16 protein-coding genes are annotated in these 19469 nt (G+C 62.4%); 9 read left to right on the plus strand and 7 right to left on the minus strand.

Annotation, left to right across the window (positions count from 1 at the left end; genetic code table 11):
* Window positions 1–14 precede the first annotated feature (14 nt).
* Window positions 15–1610 carry a phosphoglycerate dehydrogenase gene (serA, locus tag ACO06R_RS06185; RefSeq protein ID WP_421857408.1) on the plus strand — a complete coding sequence of 532 codons (1596 nt, stop codon included), beginning with the start codon at window positions 15–17 and terminating at the stop codon, window positions 1608–1610.
* 202 nt (window positions 1611–1812) lie between these two features.
* Here serA and ACO06R_RS06190 read toward each other — a convergent pair whose 3' ends face one another.
* Window positions 1813–2721, minus strand: coding sequence for a DMT family transporter (locus tag ACO06R_RS06190; RefSeq protein ID WP_421857410.1), 909 nt, complete (start codon window positions 2719–2721; stop codon window positions 1813–1815).
* A 168-nt stretch (window positions 2722–2889) separates the two neighbouring features.
* Here ACO06R_RS06190 and ACO06R_RS06195 point away from each other — a divergent pair, with 168 nt between their 5' ends.
* Both ACO06R_RS06195 and ACO06R_RS06200 read left to right on the plus strand, forming a co-directional pair.
* A complete protein-coding gene (locus ACO06R_RS06195; RefSeq protein ID WP_421857412.1) occupies window positions 2890–4188 on the plus strand; it encodes an adenylosuccinate synthase in 1299 nt (432 codons plus the stop codon).
* A 36-nt stretch (window positions 4189–4224) separates the two neighbouring features.
* Entirely contained in the window at window positions 4225–5682 is a 1458-nt protein-coding gene (locus ACO06R_RS06200) for a hypothetical protein (RefSeq protein ID WP_421857414.1), read from the plus strand.
* A gap of 80 nt (window positions 5683–5762) precedes the next feature.
* On the opposite strand, the gene rpoH is transcribed toward ACO06R_RS06200, so the two are convergent.
* Both rpoH and ACO06R_RS06210 read right to left on the minus strand, forming a co-directional pair.
* Window positions 5763–6671: an RNA polymerase sigma factor RpoH gene (gene rpoH / locus ACO06R_RS06205; RefSeq protein WP_421857416.1), complete on the minus strand. Its 909-nt coding sequence runs from the start codon at window positions 6669–6671 to the stop codon at window positions 5763–5765.
* Between the two features lie 162 nt (window positions 6672–6833).
* Window positions 6834–7835 (minus strand): RluA family pseudouridine synthase, encoded by a 1002-nt coding sequence (locus ACO06R_RS06210; RefSeq protein WP_421859245.1) that lies wholly within the window; start codon window positions 7833–7835, stop codon window positions 6834–6836.
* A 74-nt stretch (window positions 7836–7909) separates the two neighbouring features.
* Between ACO06R_RS06210 and ACO06R_RS06215 the strand changes: the two genes are divergently transcribed.
* The 6 genes from ACO06R_RS06215 (at window position 7910) to ACO06R_RS06240 (ending at window position 14375) form a co-directional block, all read left to right on the plus strand.
* Window positions 7910–8251, plus strand: coding sequence for a DUF6476 family protein (locus tag ACO06R_RS06215; RefSeq protein ID WP_421857418.1), 342 nt, complete (start codon window positions 7910–7912; stop codon window positions 8249–8251).
* A 138-nt stretch (window positions 8252–8389) separates the two neighbouring features.
* On the plus strand, window positions 8390–9484 hold the full coding sequence (locus ACO06R_RS06220) for an ABC transporter ATP-binding protein (protein ID WP_421857420.1): 1095 nt from the start codon (window positions 8390–8392) through the stop codon (window positions 9482–9484).
* 92 nt (window positions 9485–9576) lie between these two features.
* On the plus strand, window positions 9577–10701 hold the full coding sequence (locus ACO06R_RS06225) for an extracellular solute-binding protein (RefSeq protein ID WP_421857421.1): 1125 nt from the start codon (window positions 9577–9579) through the stop codon (window positions 10699–10701).
* Window positions 10702–10763: 62 nt separating this feature from the next.
* Window positions 10764–12044 carry an ABC transporter permease gene (locus ACO06R_RS06230; RefSeq protein ID WP_421857423.1) on the plus strand — a complete coding sequence of 427 codons (1281 nt, stop codon included), beginning with the start codon at window positions 10764–10766 and terminating at the stop codon, window positions 12042–12044.
* Between the two features lie 5 nt (window positions 12045–12049).
* Window positions 12050–12937: an ABC transporter permease gene (locus ACO06R_RS06235; RefSeq protein ID WP_421857425.1), complete on the plus strand. Its 888-nt coding sequence runs from the start codon at window positions 12050–12052 to the stop codon at window positions 12935–12937.
* Window positions 12938–13142: 205 nt separating this feature from the next.
* Window positions 13143–14375: a M24 family metallopeptidase gene (locus ACO06R_RS06240; protein ID WP_421857427.1), complete on the plus strand. Its 1233-nt coding sequence runs from the start codon at window positions 13143–13145 to the stop codon at window positions 14373–14375.
* Window positions 14376–14432: 57 nt separating this feature from the next.
* On the opposite strand, the gene ACO06R_RS06245 is transcribed toward ACO06R_RS06240, so the two are convergent.
* The 4 genes from ACO06R_RS06245 to ACO06R_RS06260 all read right to left on the minus strand — a co-directional run bounded on the left by ACO06R_RS06245 (window position 14433) and on the right by ACO06R_RS06260 (window position 19420).
* Entirely contained in the window at window positions 14433–15578 is a 1146-nt protein-coding gene (locus tag ACO06R_RS06245; RefSeq protein ID WP_421857429.1) for an iron-containing alcohol dehydrogenase, read from the minus strand.
* Window positions 15579–15581: 3 nt separating this feature from the next.
* Window positions 15582–16955: an aldehyde dehydrogenase family protein gene (locus ACO06R_RS06250; protein ID WP_421857431.1), complete on the minus strand. Its 1374-nt coding sequence runs from the start codon at window positions 16953–16955 to the stop codon at window positions 15582–15584.
* Between the two features lie 2 nt (window positions 16956–16957).
* Window positions 16958–18322: a glutamine synthetase family protein gene (locus tag ACO06R_RS06255; protein ID WP_421857433.1), complete on the minus strand. Its 1365-nt coding sequence runs from the start codon at window positions 18320–18322 to the stop codon at window positions 16958–16960.
* 63 nt (window positions 18323–18385) lie between these two features.
* On the minus strand, window positions 18386–19420 hold the full coding sequence (locus ACO06R_RS06260) for a TRAP transporter substrate-binding protein (RefSeq protein ID WP_421857435.1): 1035 nt from the start codon (window positions 19418–19420) through the stop codon (window positions 18386–18388).
* Window positions 19421–19469: the final 49 nt, after the last annotated feature.

A 19469-nucleotide genomic window follows, 5' to 3' on the forward strand; every position in this document is an offset into this window, starting at 1 on the left:
CGAGGGAGGCCTTCATGGCACCGCGTGTACTCGTATCAGACAAGCTTTCCGAAACCGCCGTACAGATCTTTCGCGATCGCGGCATCGATGTCGATTTCCTGCCGGAGGCCGGCAAGGACAAGGACAAGATGCTGGAGATCATCAGCCAGTATGACGGTCTTGCGATCCGATCGGCGACCAAGGTCACCGAGAAGCTGATCGGCGCAGCCGACAAGCTGAAGGTGGTCGGCCGGGCCGGCATCGGCGTCGACAATGTGGACATTCCGGCGGCGTCGCGGCGCGGCATCATCGTGATGAACACGCCGTTCGGCAACTCGATCACCACGGCGGAACACGCGATTGCGATGCTGTTCGCGGTCGCCCGGCAACTGCCCGAAGCGCATGCCTCGACCAGCGCCGGCAAGTGGGAAAAGTCGAAATTCATGGGCGTCGAGATCACCGGCAAGACGCTTGGCCTGATCGGCTGCGGCAATATCGGGTCGATTGTCGCCGCGCGCGCCGTCGGGCTCAGGATGCACGTGATCGCCTTCGATCCGTTCCTGTCGGAGGAGCGCGCCGTCGAACTGGGCATCGAGAAGGTCGAACTCGACGCCCTGTTCGCACGCGCCGATTTCATCACGCTGCACACGCCGCTGACCGACAAGACCCGCAACATCATCGACGCGGCGGCGATCGCCAAGATGAAGGACGGGGTGCGGATCGTGAACTGCGCCCGCGGCGGCCTGATCGTCGAGGCCGATCTCGTCGAAGCGCTGAAAAGCGGCAAGGTGGCAGGCGCGGGCATCGACGTGTTCGAGGTCGAGCCGGCGGTCAAGAACGAACTGTTCCATCTGCCGAATGTGGTGTGCACGCCGCATCTGGGCGCGTCGACCACCGAAGCGCAGGAAAACGTGGCGCTGCACATCGCCGAGCAGATGTCGGACTATCTGTTGAAGGGCGCGGTTTCCAACGCCATCAACATGCCGTCGATCACCGCCGAGGAGGCGCCGCGGCTGAAGCCCTTCGTCAAGCTTGCGGAGGTGCTTGGCGCGTTTGTCGGCCAGGTGACGGAAAGCGCCATCAAGGAAGTCGAGATCCTCTATGACGGCTCGACGGCGGAGATGAACACGCGGGCGCTGACCAGCGCGGCGCTGGCCGGCCTGATCCGCCCGGTGGTCGCCGATGTCAACATGGTGTCGGCGCCGGTGATGGTGAAGGAACGCGGAATCATCGTCTCGGAGGTCAAGCGCGACAAGTCGGGCGTCTTCGACGGCTATATCAAGCTGACGGTGACGACGGCCAACCAGACCCGTTCGGTGGCCGGGACCGTGTTCTCCGACCACAAGCCGCGCTTCATCCAGATCAAGGGCATCAACCTGGATGCCGAGATCGGCCAGCACATGGTCTACACGACCAACAATGACGCGCCGGGCATCATCGGCATTCTCGGCACCACCTTCGGCAAGCACGGCGTCAACATCGCCAACTTCCAGCTCGGCCGCAACCGGCCCGGCGGCGACGCCATCGCGCTGCTCTATGTCGACGAAGCGGTGCGCGAAGAGGTGCTCGACGAGGTGCGCAACTTCCCGGAAATCCTGTCGGCGAAGTCGCTCGTGTTCGACGTGGCGTGAACCGGCAGCCGGCGCCGGTGCAACCGGGAGCCTGAAATCGTGAACGGCGCCGGCTTCGGCCGGCGGCGTTTTTGTGCTATGATCCCGTCAAATCCGGTGGTTGCCCGGACGCGCCTCACTGATGGGCAGGTTCTTGACCTTATCGCGCGGTCCGACGTCAACCGCCGGATTTTTGTCTGGCGGTCGGTTTTCCCGTTTGCGGCTAGACGGGCTTGTCTCTTGCCGGATTGCGCTCGGCCATCCAGATCCCGCCGATCACCAGCACCAGCGCCATCGCGTGGAAGGTTTGGAAACGCTCGCCGAGAATGGCGATGGCCAGCAACGCGCCGAAGACCGGTACGCCGTTGATGAACAGGCCGGCGCGGTTGCCGCCGATCATCTCGACGCCGCGCATGTAGAAGACCTGGGCGAGAATGGCCGGGAAGATCGCCGTGTAGCCGGCGACCGCCAGGCCGCGCATGTCCGGCCGGATGCCGTTGCCCGACATCTGTTCCCAGATCGCGAAGGGCAGCGAAGTGACCATGGCCGAAAACGCCATGACCGACATCAGCGATTTCCAGTCGATCGCAGGCTTGTAGCGGAGCGCCACCGTGTAGCCGGAATAAAGCAGTACGGCGAAGATCATCAGCGCATCGCCGCGATTGATGTCGAGTGTCGCCAATCGCGCCAGATTGCCGTTGGAGGCGACGAGCGCCACGCCGACGACCGACAGGCAGAAGCCAAGAATCTGCGAGAGACTGACGCGCATCCCAAAAAGGGCAAAATTGGCCAGGAAAATAAACATCGGCATGGCCGACTGCTCGATCGCGACGTTGATCGCCGATGTGTATTTGAGTGCGGTGTAGAGAGTGATGTTGAACAGCGCGAAGCCGAAGATCCCATATGCCAGCAACAACGGCACATGGTTGCGCACCGCAGACCAGTCGCGCCGCAGTTGCGGCCAGCCGAACGCCGCCATGATCAAGAAGGCGGCAAACCAGCGCGCGAATGTCAGCGTCATCGGCGAGATGTGGCCGACGGCCAGCTTGCCCGCGATCGCATTGCCGCCCCAGAACAGGGCGGTAAACAACAGGAGCGCATAAGCGATGCGATCAGAACCTTTAGCAGGCATGAGGCGATCCGTTTCGGCGGCGAAGCGTCCTGCTAAACGATCGGACCGGCGCGGTAAACCGCCTGCGTTGCCTGCAACCGCCGGTTTTTGCCCCGGCAGCTATCGCACTTTGACGACGCTGCGTCTAAAAGGCTGCGGGTTTAACACGATGAGGATGAAAGCGGGCACATGTCCAATGTAGTTGTAATCGGTAGCCAATGGGGCGACGAAGGCAAAGGCAAGATTGTCGACTGGCTTTCCGAGCGGGCCGATGTGGTGGTGCGATTCCAGGGCGGGCACAATGCCGGTCACACGCTGGTCATCGACGGTGTCAGCTACAAGCTTTCGCTTCTTCCGTCCGGTGTCGTACGCGAGGGCAAGCTTTCGATCATCGGCAACGGGGTGGTGTTCGACCCGCATGCCTTTGTCGCGGAGGTTCGCCGGCTTGGCGAGCAGGGCGTCGCCATCGGCCCGGAACGGCTGCGGATCGCCGAAAACACGTCGTTGATCCTATCGCTGCACCGAGAGCTCGACGGCATCCGCGAGGATGCGGCTTCGAACTCGGGAACCAAGATCGGCACCACGCGGCGCGGCATCGGCCCTGCCTATGAGGACAAGGTGGGCCGGCGGGCGATCCGCGTCATGGATCTCGCCAATATGGAAACATTGCCGGCCAAGGTCGACCGCATGCTGACACATCACAACGCGCTTCGGCGCGGCCTCGGCCAGCCGGAAGTGTCGCATGAGACCATCATGGAGGAATTGCGCTCGATCGCCGGCGACATCCTTCCCTATATCGACCGCGTCTGGAAAGTTCTGGACGATCACCGCCGACGCGGCGCGCGCATCCTGTTCGAAGGCGCGCAGGGCACTCTGTTGGATATCGATCACGGCACCTACCCGTTCGTGACCTCTTCCAACACAGTGTCGGGACAGGCCGCGACCGGGTCAGGGCTCGGACCCGGCAGCGTCGAATACGTGCTTGGCATCACCAAGGCCTATACGACGAGGGTCGGCGAAGGGCCGTTTCCCACCGAACAGCAAAACGAGATCGGCCAGTTCCTTGGCGAGCGCGGGCATGAATTCGGCACGGTGACCGGAAGGCAGCGCCGCTGCGGCTGGTTCGACGCCGTACTGGTGCGCCAGGCGGTCGCGATCAACGGTATTACCGGCATCGCGCTTACGAAACTGGACGTGCTGGACGGTCTCGAAGAGATCAAGGTGTGTGTCGGTTACATGCTCGATGGGCGCAAGATCGACTACTTTCCCGCGAGTCAGGGCGCACAAGCGCGGGTTGAACCCATCTACGAAACGGTCGAGGGCTGGAAGGCGACGACAGCCGGTGCGCGAACCTGGAACGACTTGCCGGCTCAGGCCGTTAAATATGTCCGTCACATCGAAGAACTGATCGGCGCGCCGGTTGCATTGTTGTCCACCAGTCCAGAGCGGGACGACACGATACTTGTGACCGATCCCTTTCAAGACTAGTTTAACGCGAATCCCGACTCACAACGGATTGATAACATGGCAGATTTTTCGGCCGTCCTGCGAAAGACCCTGGAAGGGATGGCGAACCCGACACCGGAGATGCGGGCCAAGGTCTATGAACGTGCCCGTGCGACAATCCGGCGCCAGATTGAGGCCATGCCGTCGCCGCCGCCCCAGGCGGCCATCGATCGACAGTTCGAGAAGCTGGATGCCGCCATTGCCGAAATCGAGACGGGTTTCGACGTCGAGGCATTCGAGCCGGATGTCGACGATCTCGACGCATTGTTCAACGAGCCTGCAATCAGCGCACCCACGCAGCAGCCGCAACGCGCGCAGGCGCGGCGAGAGGACCCGCTCGAAGCATTCCTGACGGACCAGCGGCCAGGCGCGGAAGCGGCGGCAGGGCATGCACCCGGTCCGGCTGCGGAACCGGCGGTCGACCATATCCACATGGATGGCGGCGATATTCCGAGACCGGAAGGTTCGCTGCTGCAACGGAGCAGCGGGCTGATCGTCCCGGCAGCGATCGTGGCCGGCGTACTCGTCGTGATCGTGCTCGCAGTGATGTTCGGCGGGTCAACCGTTGCTGCTCTGTTCGGCGGAGGGGAGCGGGCAGTTACGCAAACGAATTCCGACGGTATTCCGGTGCGCACAGTCCCCAGCACCACAGTGACGCCCGATGACACGGTGACCGCGCCGCAAGACACCGCGGATGCGAATGCCGGCGCCGACGGTACCGACGATACGACGAAGTTCACGCAGCGTCTGACGGAGGACGGCGTCGAGATCGACGCTGGGCCTGCCAGTGGCGCTGACCGTGCCGGCGAGGGTACGACGGTCGCCGGACAGACCGCCGACGATACCGGTAGCCAGCCGGCTGCGGGCGGCACCACCGACGCAGGCGGGCAAGAGGCGGCGGGACCCGACAGCGCGCTTCCCGTGGGCCAGCGCGCGATCTTCTATCAGGAACGCACAGGTTCGCAGGCCGGTACCGCGCAGGCAGGTGCGACCGTCTGGTCGATCGTGCAGGAATCTCCCGGCGGCGACGCACCGCTCGAACCGGCGATCCGCGCCGAAGCAAACGTTCCCGAATTGGGCCTGACCCTGGAACTGACGATCCGGCGCAACACGGACACGACATTCCCGGCCAGCCACATGATCGAGCTGTTCTTCCGGGTGCCCGAAACGTTCGAAGGGCGCGGGATCGCCGACGTCCAGCGCATCACCTACAAGTCGACCGAGCAGGATCCGGGCAATGCGCTGATCGGTGTCGCGGCGCCGATCGACACGAACATCTTCCTGATTGCGCTGACAGACGCCGAAACGGCGATCGAGACCAATCTCAATCTGATGCAGCAGCAGGAGTGGATCGATATCCCGATGCAGTATGTCAGCGGCCGCCGCGCCCTGATCACGCTGGAGAAGGGTATTCCGGGCAAGCAGGTGTTCGATCAGGTTATCGAGGCGTGGCGCCTGGCCGCCGCCGGCCAGTAAAGCTTCTTCATCGCAGCAAAAAAGCCGGGTCGACCGACCCGGCTTTGTTTCACGGTTGACCGAAAGCTTAACAGCGCCGGTCAGATAGCAGTTTCGCTGCCGCGCAAGGCCTTGGCCTTTTCGATCGCGGCGGCCTTGACCGCCTGCTGAACCTTCTCGAACGCGCGAACCTCGATCTGGCGAACGCGTTCGCGGGAAATGTCGAACTCTCCGGACAGCTCTTCGAGCGTCAGAGGATCTTCCGACAGGCGGCGCGCCTTGAAGATGCGTTTCTCGCGGTCGTTCAGGACATCCATCGCGTCATGCAGAAGGGCGCTGCGCTGTTCGCGCTCGTCCTCATCGATCAGCATCTTCTCCTGGCTGTCGCTTTCGTCGACGAGCCAATCCTGCCACTGACCGTTCTCGCCGTCCGTTGCCCGGATCGGGGCGTTGAGCGAGGCATCGCCAGCCATGCGCTGGTTCATCGACACGACTTCGTCCTCGGAAACCTGGAGTTCGGTCGCGATCTTCTTGACCTGATCGGGATTGAGGTCGCTGTCGCCCAGCGCCTGGATCTTGTTCTTGGCCTTGCGCAGGTTGAAGAACAGACGTTTCTGGTTAGCGGTGGTGCCCATCTTCACGAGGCTCCACGAACGCAGGATGTATTCCTGAATCGAGGCCTTGATCCACCACATCGCGTAGGTCGCGAGGCGGAAGCCGCGCTCGGGCTCGAACCGCTTGACAGCTTGCATCAGGCCGACATTGCCTTCGGAGATCACTTCGCCGATTGGCAAACCATAGCCCCGGTATCCCATTGCGATCTTGGCAACGAGGCGAAGATGGCTGGTTACGAGCTGGTGCGCGGCGTCCGGATCGTCGTGCTCCCGATAGCGCTTCGCGAGCATGTATTCTTGCTGCGGCTGGAGCATGGGAAAGCGGCGGATTTCCTCGAGATATCGCGTGAGGCCGCCTTCGCCGCCATAAAGGCTGGGCAGATTAGTCTGGGCCATAAGTCAGCACCCTTTCATCGATGTTACGGTCCCGCATGATTGCGGCGAACCATTGACGCTTCCGTCGCATTCGACCGGACGCCAATGCGCCGCATGCCGTAAAAAAACGGCGAATTGGCGCATTTTGCAGATAGGAATTGCCGGCGCTCGGTTCAAGCCCTGTTACAAATCGTCACGCAAGCCTGAAACCAGCGTTGCCATGTCATCCGGCAGCGCGGTTTCGAAACGCATCACCTCGCCGCTGGACGGATGAACGAAGGCGAGACTGGCGGCATGCAGTGCCTGTCGCCCGAGTGCCGCGAAACGTCCGCGCAACGGTTCTTCCATTGTATTGACCTTTGTGGCGAAACTTTTGCCGTAGTCGCGATCGCCAATCAGCGGGTGCCCGATATGCGCCATGTGAACCCGGATCTGGTGTGTGCGGCCGGTCTCAAGGATGCACTCGACCAGACTTGCCAGCGCGTTTCCAGAGGCATGATCTCCGAACTGCTCGGCGACCCGGAAATGGGTGACGGCATGGCGCGCATCCGGCTGTGACGGCGAAACAACCGCCTGTTTGAGCCGGTCGCGCGGCGAACGGCCCAGATGCGTCTCGATCGTGCCGGCCATGCGGCTTGGCACCCCCCAGACGAGCGCCAGATAGCTGCGGCGCATCGGCGTCGTGCGCCCGTGATCGGCAAACTGGGCGCTCAGGGCCTGATGGGCGCGGTCGTTCTTGGCGACCACCATGACGCCGGAAGTATCCTTGTCGAGCCTGTGAACGATGCCTGGCCGGCGGACGCCGCCGATGCCCGACAAGCTGTCGCCGCAGTGATGGAGAAGCGCATTGACCAACGTGCCGGACGGGTTCCCCGGGCCGGGGTGGACCACCAGTCCGGCGGGCTTGTCGATCACGACGACATCGGTGTCCTCGTACAGGATCGTCAGCGGGATTGCCTGCGGCTCCGGCTCGGCGGGCTCCGGCTCGGGCAACTCGACGGTAATGACGTCGCCAAGCCTCAACTTGCGCTTGGTCTCGGTCACAGCGATCCCGTTGAGGCAGACCTGGCCGTTCCCGATCAGTTGCTTCAGCCGGCTGCGTGACAATGTTCCGGCGAGCCGCAGCGCCAGCCACTGGTCGAGCCGCATCCCCGCTGCGTCGGAACCGGCGGTCAGGACTTCCATTTCCGTCCCGGCTTCGTTATGGCCGTCTGCCATGACATGCACCAACCGCTCTCATCATTACCGGCGCCCCTGACATGCCGACCTCTTTCGACGATCCGGAACATGAAACGCCACTCGACCCGGCCATGGAGCGGGTGCGCCGCCGTCTGGCGCGGCTGATGGTGGTCTCGATCGGCATCATGCTGGTGGGCCTTATGGCGGTGCTGGGTGCCGTTGTCTACCGAGCCTCGGGTGGCGGTGCGTCGGAGACGGTCGCAAACGCCGTCATCGACCTGCCGGAAGGTTTCGATGTGCGCGATACCGCGGTGTCTGCCGAGCGGATTCTTTTCTTCGGTCAACTGCCCGGAAATGGCGAGCGGCTGCTGGTATTCGATCTTCGCACAGGACGCCTGATCGCAGAGCATTCCATTAGGTAAGATTACGTTTAGGGCAGCCGCGACGGGCTGTGCGAAAAAAAGGCAATCCGGCTCTTTACAAGTCCGATCACAAGAGCTTTGTTGCGCGAAAGCGTTTCTCTTGGCGCAGAAGCGCGCGGGGCAATACAGGGATACGGAATGGCCGATACGCACGGCGCGGCTGTGCGCTATGACAGCGTGCAAAAGAGTTATGACGGCGAGATGCTTGTCGTAAAAAACCTCAATCTGGACATCGCGCCGGGCGAATTCCTGACGATGCTCGGACCGTCGGGATCGGGCAAAACCACGTGCTTGATGATGCTCGCCGGTTTCGAACCGGCGACGCATGGCGAGATTTATCTCGACAACCGGCCGATCAACAATGTGCCGCCGCACAAGCGCGGCATCGGCATGGTTTTCCAGAACTACGCCTTGTTCCCGCACATGACTGTGGCCGAAAACCTGGCGTTTCCGCTGCAGGTCCGCGGCATGAGCAAGGCCGACCAGGAAACGCGGATCAAGCGCGCGCTTGAGATGGTCGAGCTGGGCAGTTTCGGCAGCCGCCGACCGGCACAACTGTCCGGCGGCCAGCAACAGCGCGTAGCGGTGGCGCGCGCGCTGGTGTTCGACCCGGAACTGGTGCTGATGGACGAGCCGCTGGGCGCGCTGGACAAGCAGCTGCGCGAGCAGATGCAGTACGAGATCAAGCACATCCACGAAAACCTCGGCGTGACCGTGGTCTATGTGACGCACGACCAGACCGAGGCGCTGACGATGTCGGACCGGGTTGCGGTCTTCAACGACGGCATCATCCAGCAGCTGTCGACGCCGGACGTGCTCTATGAAGCACCGCAGAATTCCTTCGTCGCGCAGTTCATCGGCGAGAACAACAAGCTGAACGGCCTTGTCACGGCAGTCGATGACGGAGCCTGCGCCGTGGAGGTGAGCGGCGGCGTCAAACTGAAGGCCGATCCGGTCAACATCGCCGGGGTGGGAACCAACACCACGCTGTCGCTGCGCCCGGAGCGAGTCGAACTGCAGCCGGCGGACGAAATGGACAACATGGTCGACGGGCGGGTCGAAGAACTGATCTATCTCGGCGACCACATCCGCGTGCGCATGAATGTCGCGGGCAATGACGAGTTCATCGTCAAGGTGCGCAACCGCGGCGAACGCAACAAGCTCGCCGAAGGCGAGACGGTGCGGATCGGCTGGGCGGCCTCGGACTGCAAGGCACTGGATGCCGTTGCCTGATTTATGGGAATTGTCCGGCGCTGCGGTGCGGCGGATAAAACCGGTTGTGGCGGGACGGCTGTCCTGTCCGACCTGAAGCAAGGGAGAAAGCAATGAAACTGAAGACACTCATGCTGGCGACTGCCGCATCCGTGGCGTTTGCCGGACCGGTCGTTTCCGACGATCTGCCGGCGTGCGACAACTGCGCCGACGAACTGACGGTCGTTTCCTGGGGCGGCGCCTACCAGAATTCGCAGATCAAGGCCTATTCGGAGCCCTATGCGGAGAAGACCGGCGTCAAGTTCATCTGGGACGAATCGTCGAACGAGGCTGTCGCCAAACTGCGCGCCATGAACGAAGCCGGCAACATCACGTGGGATCTCGTCGACGTCGAGGGCCCGGATGCCGTGCGCCTGTGCGACGAAGGCCTCGCCGCTGAAGTCGACATCAACACCATGGCGCCGGGCGATGACGGCTCGAGCCCGGCCGACGACTTCGGCTCGTCGCTGGTCTCGGAGTGCTTCATTCCGCAGATCGTGTTCTCCACGACCTTCGGCTACCGCACCAATGTCGACGCATGGGGCGGCGCAACGCCGTCTTCGCTGTGCGACATCTTCGACACCGAGAAGTTCCCGGGCAAGCGCGCGCTTGAAAAACGCCCGAAGAAAAACATCGAATGGGCGCTCGTCTGCGACGGCGTTGCAATGGGCGATCTCTATGACGTCATGGAGACCGACGAAGGTATCGACCGCGCACTTGCCAAGCTCGGCTCCATCAAGGACGACGTGATCTGGTGGTCGGCGGGCGCCGATACGCCGCAGCTTCTCGCCGACGGCGAAATCGTCATGGGTTCGACCTATAACGGCCGCCTGTTCTCGGTGATCGAAGAGCAGAAGCAGCCAGTCGCCATGCTGTGGGATTACCAGGTCTTCGACTTCGATGGCTGGATCATCCCGGAAGGTCTGCCGGAAGACCGCCTGAACCGCGTCATGCACTTCCTGCACTTCGCGACCGACACGCAGCGCCTTGCTGACCAGGCCAAGTACATCTCGTACGGCCCGGCCCGCGCTTCCTCGGCGCCACTCGTCGGCAAGCACGCCGAACTCGGCATCGACATGGGTCCGCACATGCCGACCGACCCGGCCAACATGGGCAACATCATCGTCAACAACATCGAATGGTGGTCCTCTTACGCCGACGACGTCGACGCCAAGTTCCAGGCTTGGCTGGCGAAGTAATCTTCTGACCAACGGCGCGGCGGGCAGCCGCCGCGCCGACCTATTACCGGCAGCGACCCGCAATGACCGACACCATCACCGGAATGCAGACACCGCCCGCAGACGGCGTCATGCGCGCCGCCGACGGCACGCCGCTGAAGCAATCGTTGGCGCGAGCGTTGCGGCGCGAGAAGTTTCGCAGTTTCATGCTGGTGTTGCCGCTGCTTGCATTCATCGTGGTGACCTTCATCGCGCCGATTACCGACATGCTGTTCCGTTCGGTGGAAAACAGCATCGTCCAGGAGACCATCCCGCTTACCGTCGAGGCGCTGCGCGACTGGGACCCGAGTTCGGGCGAGTTGCCGGATGAAAGCGTCTACACCGCGTTCCACACCGATTTCGTCACCGCGTTCAAGAACAAGCGCCACACGCGGCTCGGCCTCAGGCTGAACTATGACGAACCGGGCATGGCCGGGCTGTTCCGCAAGTCCGGGCGCGCGTCGACGCGCATGGAAGCGCCCTACAAGGAAGCGTTCATCGAGTTCGATGAGGACTGGGGCGACGTTCAGACCTGGGCTGTCATCAAGCGCGCGTCGCCGCAGTTTACCGACGGCTACTTCCTCGCCGCCGTAGACGCGCACCGCACCAATGAAGGTGTCGAAATGCTGCCGGAGAAGGAGCGGATCTATCTGTTCCTGTTCGGGCGCACAATGTATCTGTCGATCGTCATCACCGTCGCCTGCCTGGTGCTCGGCTTTCCGGTCGCCTATCTGCTGGCCAATCTGCCGATGCGGACATCGAACCTGTTGATGATCCTGGTCTTGCTGCCCTTCTGGACATCGCTTCTGGTGCGCACCGCGTCTTGGAAGGTGTTGTTGCAGCAACAGGGCGTGGTCAACGACGTTCTGGTGTGGTTGCGGCTGATCGACGATGCCGGCCGGCTGATCCTGATCAACAACCAAACCGGCACGATCATCGCGATGACGCATATCCTGCTGCCATTCATGATCCTGCCGCTCTATTCGGTGATGTCGACCATCTCGCCCTCCTATGTGCGTGCCGCCAAGAGCCTCGGCGCCAATGACTGGACGGCGTTCTGGCGCGTCTATTTCCCGCAGACGGTGCCCGGTATCGGCGCGGGCGCGATCCTCGTGTTCATTCTGGCGATCGGCTATTACATCACGCCGGAACTGGTGGGCGGCACGAGCGGCATCTTCATCTCCAACCGGATTGCCTATCATATCTCGTCATCGCTGAACTGGGGACTGGCTGCCGCACTCGGCGCGATCCTCCTCGTGCTGGTGCTGCTGTTGTTCTACGTCTACGACAAGATTGTCGGCATCGATAACGTGAAGCTGGGTTAGAACAGATGTCCGCGCTCCCTCCCTATTCGACGAAGCTGCAGATCGCCTGGTTCTACACGTTTCGCTTCATCTGCGGGCTGATCTTCTTTTTCCTGATTTTCCCGATCCTGGTGATCGTGCCGCTGTCGTTCAACTCGCAAGACTTCTTTACCTTCACGCCGGAGATGCTGGCGTTCGATCCGGCCGGTTTCTCGCTGAAGCACTACGAGAACTTCTTCACCAACAGCGACTGGCAGCTGGCGTTGCGCAATTCGTTCATTATCGCGCCGTTTGCGACGATAATCGCCGTATCGCTGGGAACGCTCGCAGCGATCGGACTGTCGCAAAGCCATGTGCCGTTCAGGTCCGTGATCATGGCGATCCTGATTTCGCCGATGATCGTGCCGCTGATCATCTCGGCAACCGGGATGTTTTTCTTCTATTCGTCGGTCGGCAATTTCCTGATCAACGATGTCGGCGTGAACCAGACATTCGTGAACTACGTCAAGGTGATCCTCGGCCACGCGGCGCTTGGTACACCTTTCGTGATCATCACAGTGACCGCGACGCTGGTCGGTTTTGACCGGTCGCTGACCCGCGCGGCGGCGTCGATGGGCTCAGATCCAACGCGCACCTTCTTCAAGGTGCAGATGCCGCTGATTCTGCCGGGTGTGATTTCGGGCGGATTGTTTGCTTTCATCACCTCGTTCGACGAGGTGGTCGTGGTGCTGTTTCTTGCCTCCGCACAACAGAAGACGCTGCCCTGGCAGATGTTCACGGGGCTTAGAGAACAGATATCGCCGACGATCCTCGCCGTTGCGACGTTGATGGTGGCGATCTCCATCGTCCTGCTGGCGACGTTGGAAATCCTGCGCCGGCGTTCGGAACGGCTGCGTGGGATGACGCCGGGCTAAACAGCGCCTGTGCCTGACATTTCGGGGCCGGTACCGTGCCATTCAGTACATTTCATGACGTCCCTGCACCGGGCTGTGTCGCTGGCAGTTGGCGATGATGCGCCGCTGCTGCTAGACTTGGTCATGCCGGCTGCGTTTCCGGCGAGGCCAACGTTCGCGGCAATAGCGCCGCGGGCCATCAGGCCCAACGACGCGATTATCAGACATGAAGGATAGAGACAGCACCGAAGACATGCTGCATGTCTTCCAGTGGAAGAATGGTGACAAGGAATGGTCACCGTTTTCAGATCGGGAAATGGACCGCAGGCAGAATGCCATGCGCGGCCATATGGCGGCGGAGGAAATCGACGCCGCGATTTTCACCTCCTATCACGGCATCTGCTACTATTCCGGCTTCCTCTACTGCTATTTCGGCCGGAAATATGCGTTTGTCCTGATCGGGGACAGCGCGACGACCGTGACCGCCGGCATCGATGGCAGCCAGCCCTGGCGGCGGACGCATGGCGACAATGTCATCTACTCCGACTGGCGGCGCGACAACTTCTTCACCGCGCTGAAGACGCTGGTACCGCAGAGTGCGCGACGCGTCGGTATCGAGTTCGACCACGTGTCGCTCGACTACCGGCGGTTGCTCGGCGAGGCCTTTCCGAATGTCGAGTTCGTCGACATCGCGGATGCCTCGATGTGGATGCGCACGATCAAGTCCGCCGAAGAGCAGGCGCTGATCCGCGAGGGAACGCGGGTCTGCAATATCGGCGCGCGCGCCGTCATGGAGGCGGTGCGCGAAGGCGTGCCGGAATACGAGGTGGCGCTCGCCTCGACCCAGGCCATGGTGCGGGCGATTGGCGAGAGCTTTCCCTTTGTCGAACTGATGGACACCTGGACATGGTTCCAGTCCGGCATCATGACCGACGGGGCGCATAATCCGGTGACCAACCGCAAGGTGCAGCGCGGCGACATCCTGTCGCTCAACTGTTTCCCGATGATTTTCGGCTACTACACCGCGATCGAACGCACGCTGTTCTGCGAAGAGGCGTCCGACGCCCATCTCGATCTTTGGGAGAAGAACTGCGCGGTGATGAAGGCCGGTTCGGAGATGATCCAGCCTGGCCGGTCATGCTCGGAGATCGCGCTGGCGCTCAACGACATGTATCGCGGCTGGGACCTCCTGAAGTACCGGTCCTTCGGCTACGGCCATTCGTTTGGCGTGCTGTCTCACTATTACGGCCGCGAGGCAGGCGTGGAACTGCGCGAGGACGTGGATACGGTCTTGGAACCGGGTATGGTGGTGTCGATGGAGCCGATGATCATGACCCCGGAGGGCCAGCCGGGCGCCGGCGGTTACCGCGAGCACGACATCTTCATCATTACCGAGGATGGCGCGGAGAACATCACCAATTTTCCCTATGGGCCGGAAACGATGATTATTCGCAGCTGACTAAAAAGGCGGGCCAATCGCCCGCCTTCTTCCGTCGCCGACGGCGCCCCCGCCGAACTAAAGCAACTGTTCGATCAACTGACGGGTGTTTTCCGCCGTCATGGCAACGGGATTGCCGCCGGTAGACGGGTCCTTCAACGCCCCTTCCAGGATGCGGCCGACATCCGGCGATTCGATACCGAGCCCGGTCAGGTTTTTCGGGATATCGAAGCTGTCGTTGAAGCCGTCTACAAAGGCGCAGAACCCTTCGTAGCCGCCCTCGATGCCGAGATAGGCGGAGGCCAGCGCCAACCGATGCTCGATCGCCGGGCGGTTGAACTGCAACACCGCCGGCATGCAGACCGCGTTGGTCGTGCCGTGGTGGGTGTGGTATATCGCGCCGATCGGGTGCGACAACGCATGGATGGCGCCTAGCCCCTTTTGAAAGGCCGTCGCGCCCATAGCGGCCGCTGACATCATGTGGGCGCGGGCTTCAAGGTCTGTCCCGTCGGCATAGGCGCGCGGCAGGTAGTCCTTGACGAGGCGCATGCCCTCCAGCGCGATACCCTGGCTCATCGGATGATAGTGCGGCGAGCAAAACGCCTCGACGCAATGCGCGAAAGCATCGAGCCCGGTTCCAGCCGTGATGAAAGGCGGCATGCCCACCGTGAGTTCCGGATCGCAGATGACCTGGGCCGGCAGCATCTTCGGGTGGAAGATGATCTTCTTTTCGGCGGTCACGGAATTGGTCAGCACGCCGGCGCGGCCGACCTCCGAACCCGTACCGGCAGTGGTTGGCACCGCCACGATGGGGTGGATGCCATCGGGATCGGCGCGGGTCCACCAGTCGCCGATATCCTCGAAATCCCAGACCGGCCGCGTCTGGCCGGCCATGAAGGCCAGCGTCTTGCCGAGATCGAGGCCGGAACCGCCGCCAAAGGCGACGACGCCGTCATAGCCGCCTTCGCGATAGGCCTTCAGTCCGGCCTCGAGATTGGCCTCGTTCGGATTGGGATCGACATCGGCGAATTTGTCGCCGCCAAGGCCCGCCTCGGCCAGCAGGGCGCAGGTGCGGGTGGTGATCTCCATGTCGGCGAGGCCGCGGTCGGTGACCAGGAGCGGCTTCGACATGCCGGCGGTCGCGCATGCCTCGGCAATCTCGGAGATCCGGCCGGCGCCGAAGCGGATCGGATTGGGGTAGGACCAGTTGCCGACTAGCTTCATCGGTCAGCCTTTCTTCAGATGGTAGGATTTGGGTCGGGTCAGCGCGTGGAAGCCGAGGACGGACAGGCCGGCGCCGCGGCCGGTGTCCTTGCAGCCGGTCCAGCAGAGCGCCGGGTCGAGATAGTCGCAGCGGTTCATGAAGACCGTTCCGGTCTGCAGTTGCGCGCCGATGATGTTGGCCGCGTCGATGTCGTCGGTCCACAGCGAGCAAGTCAGGCCGAACTGGCTGTCGTTCATCAGGCGAACGGCTTCTTCATCGTCGCGCACCGCCATGATGCCGACGACTGGGCCGAAGCTCTCGTCGCGCATGACGCGCATTTCGTGGGTGACGTTCGTCAGGATCTGCGGCGACAGGTAGGCCGCGCCGTCATCGCCCGGCATGACCGGGATATGCGGGACCGCGCCGGCTTCGACGGCCTCGGCAATCTGCGCGCGTACTTCCATCGCAAAGCGGACATTGGCCATCGGGCCGATGGTGGTTTCCTGCTTCAGCGGGTCGCCGAGCCGGTAGGTTTTGACCAGCGCGACCGCCTTTTCGACGAAGGCGTCGTACAGGCTCTCATGTACATAAATGCGCTCGATCCCGCAGCAACACTGGCCGGAATTGAACATCGCGCCGTCGATCAGCGTGTCGACGGCGGCATTGAGGTCCGCGTCGGCGCGGACATAACCGGGGTCCTTGCCGCCGAGTTCGGTCGCCACCGCGGTAAACGTGCCGGCGGCAGCGCGCTCCATCGCCCGTCCGCCGCCGACCGAGCCGGTGAAGTTGACAAAATCAAACGCCTTGCCGGCGATCAGGCCGGATGTCGTTTCGTGATCGAGGAAGACATTGGCAAACACATCGCCGGGAACGCCGGCGGCATGGAAGCACTCGGCCAGATGCTCACCGACGAGCAGGGTCTGGGTGGCATGTTTCAGGACCACCGTATTGCCGGCGATCAGCGCGGGGGCAATCGTATTGACCGCCGTCATGTAGGGATAGTTCCAGGGCGCGACGACGAGCACGACGCCGAGCGGCTCGCGCTCGATGCGGCGCGAAAATGCGTCGCTGTCCTCGATGACGATCGGCGCCAGCGCCTCGGCGGCAATGTCGGCCATGTGATTGGCGCGCTCGGTGAAGCCGCCGAACTCACCACCATAACGCACCGGGCGGCCCATCTGATGCGCCAATTCGGTGGTCATCCGTTCGGTCTGCTCGCCGACGATCTCCACGGCACGGCGAACCAGCGCAATCCGCTCGGACATGGGCCGCGCGGCCCATGCGGGTTGTGCTGCGCGCGCCGCCTTGGCGACAGCGTCGGCGGCGTCGGGCGCCAGCGTTTCGCGCGAGGCGTGGACCGATCCGTCGATCGGCGAGATGCATTGCAATGTCGGCATTGTCAGGCCCTTTCGAAGCCGCGAGCGATTTCCCAGTCGGTGACGACAGCGTCGAATTCTTCCTGCTCCCACTCGGCGCAGCGCACGTAATGGTCGACGGTCTCGTCGCCCATCGCCTCGCGCAGCATCGACGAACCGCGCAGCGTTTCGATGGCCGCGCGCAGGGTGCGCGGCACCTCCGGCGTCGAGCCATCGGCGTGATAGACGTCGCCCGTTGTCGGTGTGGCGAGTTCGAGCCCGTCCTCGATGCCCTTGATGCCGGCGGCGAGCATGGCGGCTTGGGCGAGATAGGGATTCATGTCCGAGCCGCCGATGCGGCATTCGATACGCACACCCTTGGTGCCGTCGCCGCAGAGCCGGAAGCCGGCGGTCCGGTTGTCGACCGACCATACGGAGCGGGTCGGCGCGAACGTGCCCTTCTTGAAGCGCTTGTAGCTGTTCACATAGGGCGCCAGAAAGAAGGTGTAGTCGGGCGCATATTCGATCAGCCCGGCCATGTAGCGGTCCATCAGTTCGGATTTTCCGTAAGGACGGTCGGCGTCGTGGAACAGCGGCGTGCCGTCCTTCCAGAGCGACTGGTGAACGTGGCTCGACGAGCCGACGCGATCGTGATGCCATTTCGGCAGGAAGGTCGCCGCCACACCGTTTTGCCATGCAATCTCCTTGACCGCCTGCTTGGCGATGGTGTGGTGGTCGGCGCAGGCCAGCGCATCGGCATAGCGGATATTCAGCTCTTCCTGGCCGATTTCGGCTTCGCCCTTGGAGTTCTCGACAGGAATACCGGCAGCGAACAGGTTGTTCCTGATCGGCCGCATCACGGCTTCTTCCTTGGTCGTCTGGAGGATGTGATAATCCTCGTTGTAGCCGCTGATCGGGGTCAGGTCGCGGAAACCGTTCTTGCGGATTTCGTCGAAACCGCCCTCGAACAGGAAAAATTCCAGTTCGGTTGCCATCATGGGGGTCATGCCGAGCGCCTCGAGGCGGGCAATCTGGTTTTTCAGGACCTGGCGCGGGCTGAACGGTACCGGCGCATGAGTGTGGTGATCGAGGATGTCGCACAACACCATCACCGTACCTTCGAGCCATGGCACCGGGCGCAGGGTCGAAAGGTCCGGCTGCATCACATAGTCGCCGTAGCCCCTTTCCCAACTGGTCGAGGCATAACCGTCGGGCGTCGCCATCTCCAGGTCGGTCGCCAGCAGATAGTTGCAGCAATGGGTTTCGGCATGGCTGTGCTCGACGAAATTGGCGGCGTGAAACCGCTTGCCCATCAGGCGCCCCTGCATGTCGACAAGACAGACGAGGACAGTATCGACAAGGCCGTCAGCGACCTGCTCCTTGAGGTGTTCGAAACTCAAAACGGCCATTGCGCAATCTCCACATAAACGACCCGGGCGAAACAATTCCGCCCGGGCCTGCATCCGTTCAACTTAGCCGTAGCGATAGGGCCGTCCAGCCTTCTGCATGTCGGCATTGTACTTGCGGAAGATCTCGACCACCTTGGCCTTCACCGGGCTTTCGGCGGCGATCTCGTCCCAGAAATCGACGGCGGCCGCTTCGACCGTCGCCCACTCCTCGTCGGGTATCGTCGTCAGTTCCATCTTGGTGCCATTGACGCGCAACGATGCCTCGCCACCCCAGTACCACCACTGGCGATAGTAGTGCGACTGGTCGCAGCAGACCTGGAAGAGGGTCTGAAGGTCTTCCGGCAACTCGTTCCAGCGATCCATATTGGCGAAGAACGAACCCGCCCAGGCACCCGAGATGTTGTTGGTCAGGAAGTAGTTGGTCACATCGGCCCAACCGACCGTGTAGTCCTCGGTGATGCCCGACCAGGCGATGCCGTCGAGTTCGCCGGTCTGGACCGCAACCTCGATATCTTCCCAGGGCAGGTTCACCGGCACGACACCGAACTGCGCCAGGAAGCGGCCGGCGGTCGGGAATGTAAAGACGCGCTTGCCCTTCAGGTCTTCCAGCGAACGGATCGGGTCCTTGGTGGCGAAGTGGCAGGGGTCCCACGCGCCCGCCGATACATGCTTGACGCCGAGCGCCGAGTACTCGGCGTCCCAGATCTCGTTCAGGCCGTACTGGTTGAACAGAACTGGGACATCGAGCGAGTAGCGCGATGCGAAGGGGAAGTAGCCGCCGAAAACGGTCACTTCCGTCGGTGAGGCCATGGAGTCGTCATCCGACTGCACGGCATCGATGGTGCCGCGCTGCATGGCGCGGAACAGTTCGCCGGTCGGCACCAACTGGTCGGCGAAGAACAGTTCGATCTGCATGCGATCGCCGGCGACCTTGTTGAACATGTCAATCGCGGGTTTGATCACGTGTTCGGCCAGGGCCGGGCCGGCATAAGTCTGCATTCGCCACTTGATGGACGATTGAGCAAGAGCAGGGGTGGCCAGTGGAGCAGCGGCTGCGGCAACACCGGCAGTCTTCAAAAACTTACGTCTTGTGGTCATGGTTTCTCTCCTTGCCGTTGACCGGCCCCTTGACGGAGCTCTTATAGGT

This window comes from Oricola sp., from assembly GCF_965230365.1.
Taxonomy (GTDB): Bacteria; Pseudomonadota; Alphaproteobacteria; order Rhizobiales; family Rhizobiaceae; genus Oricola.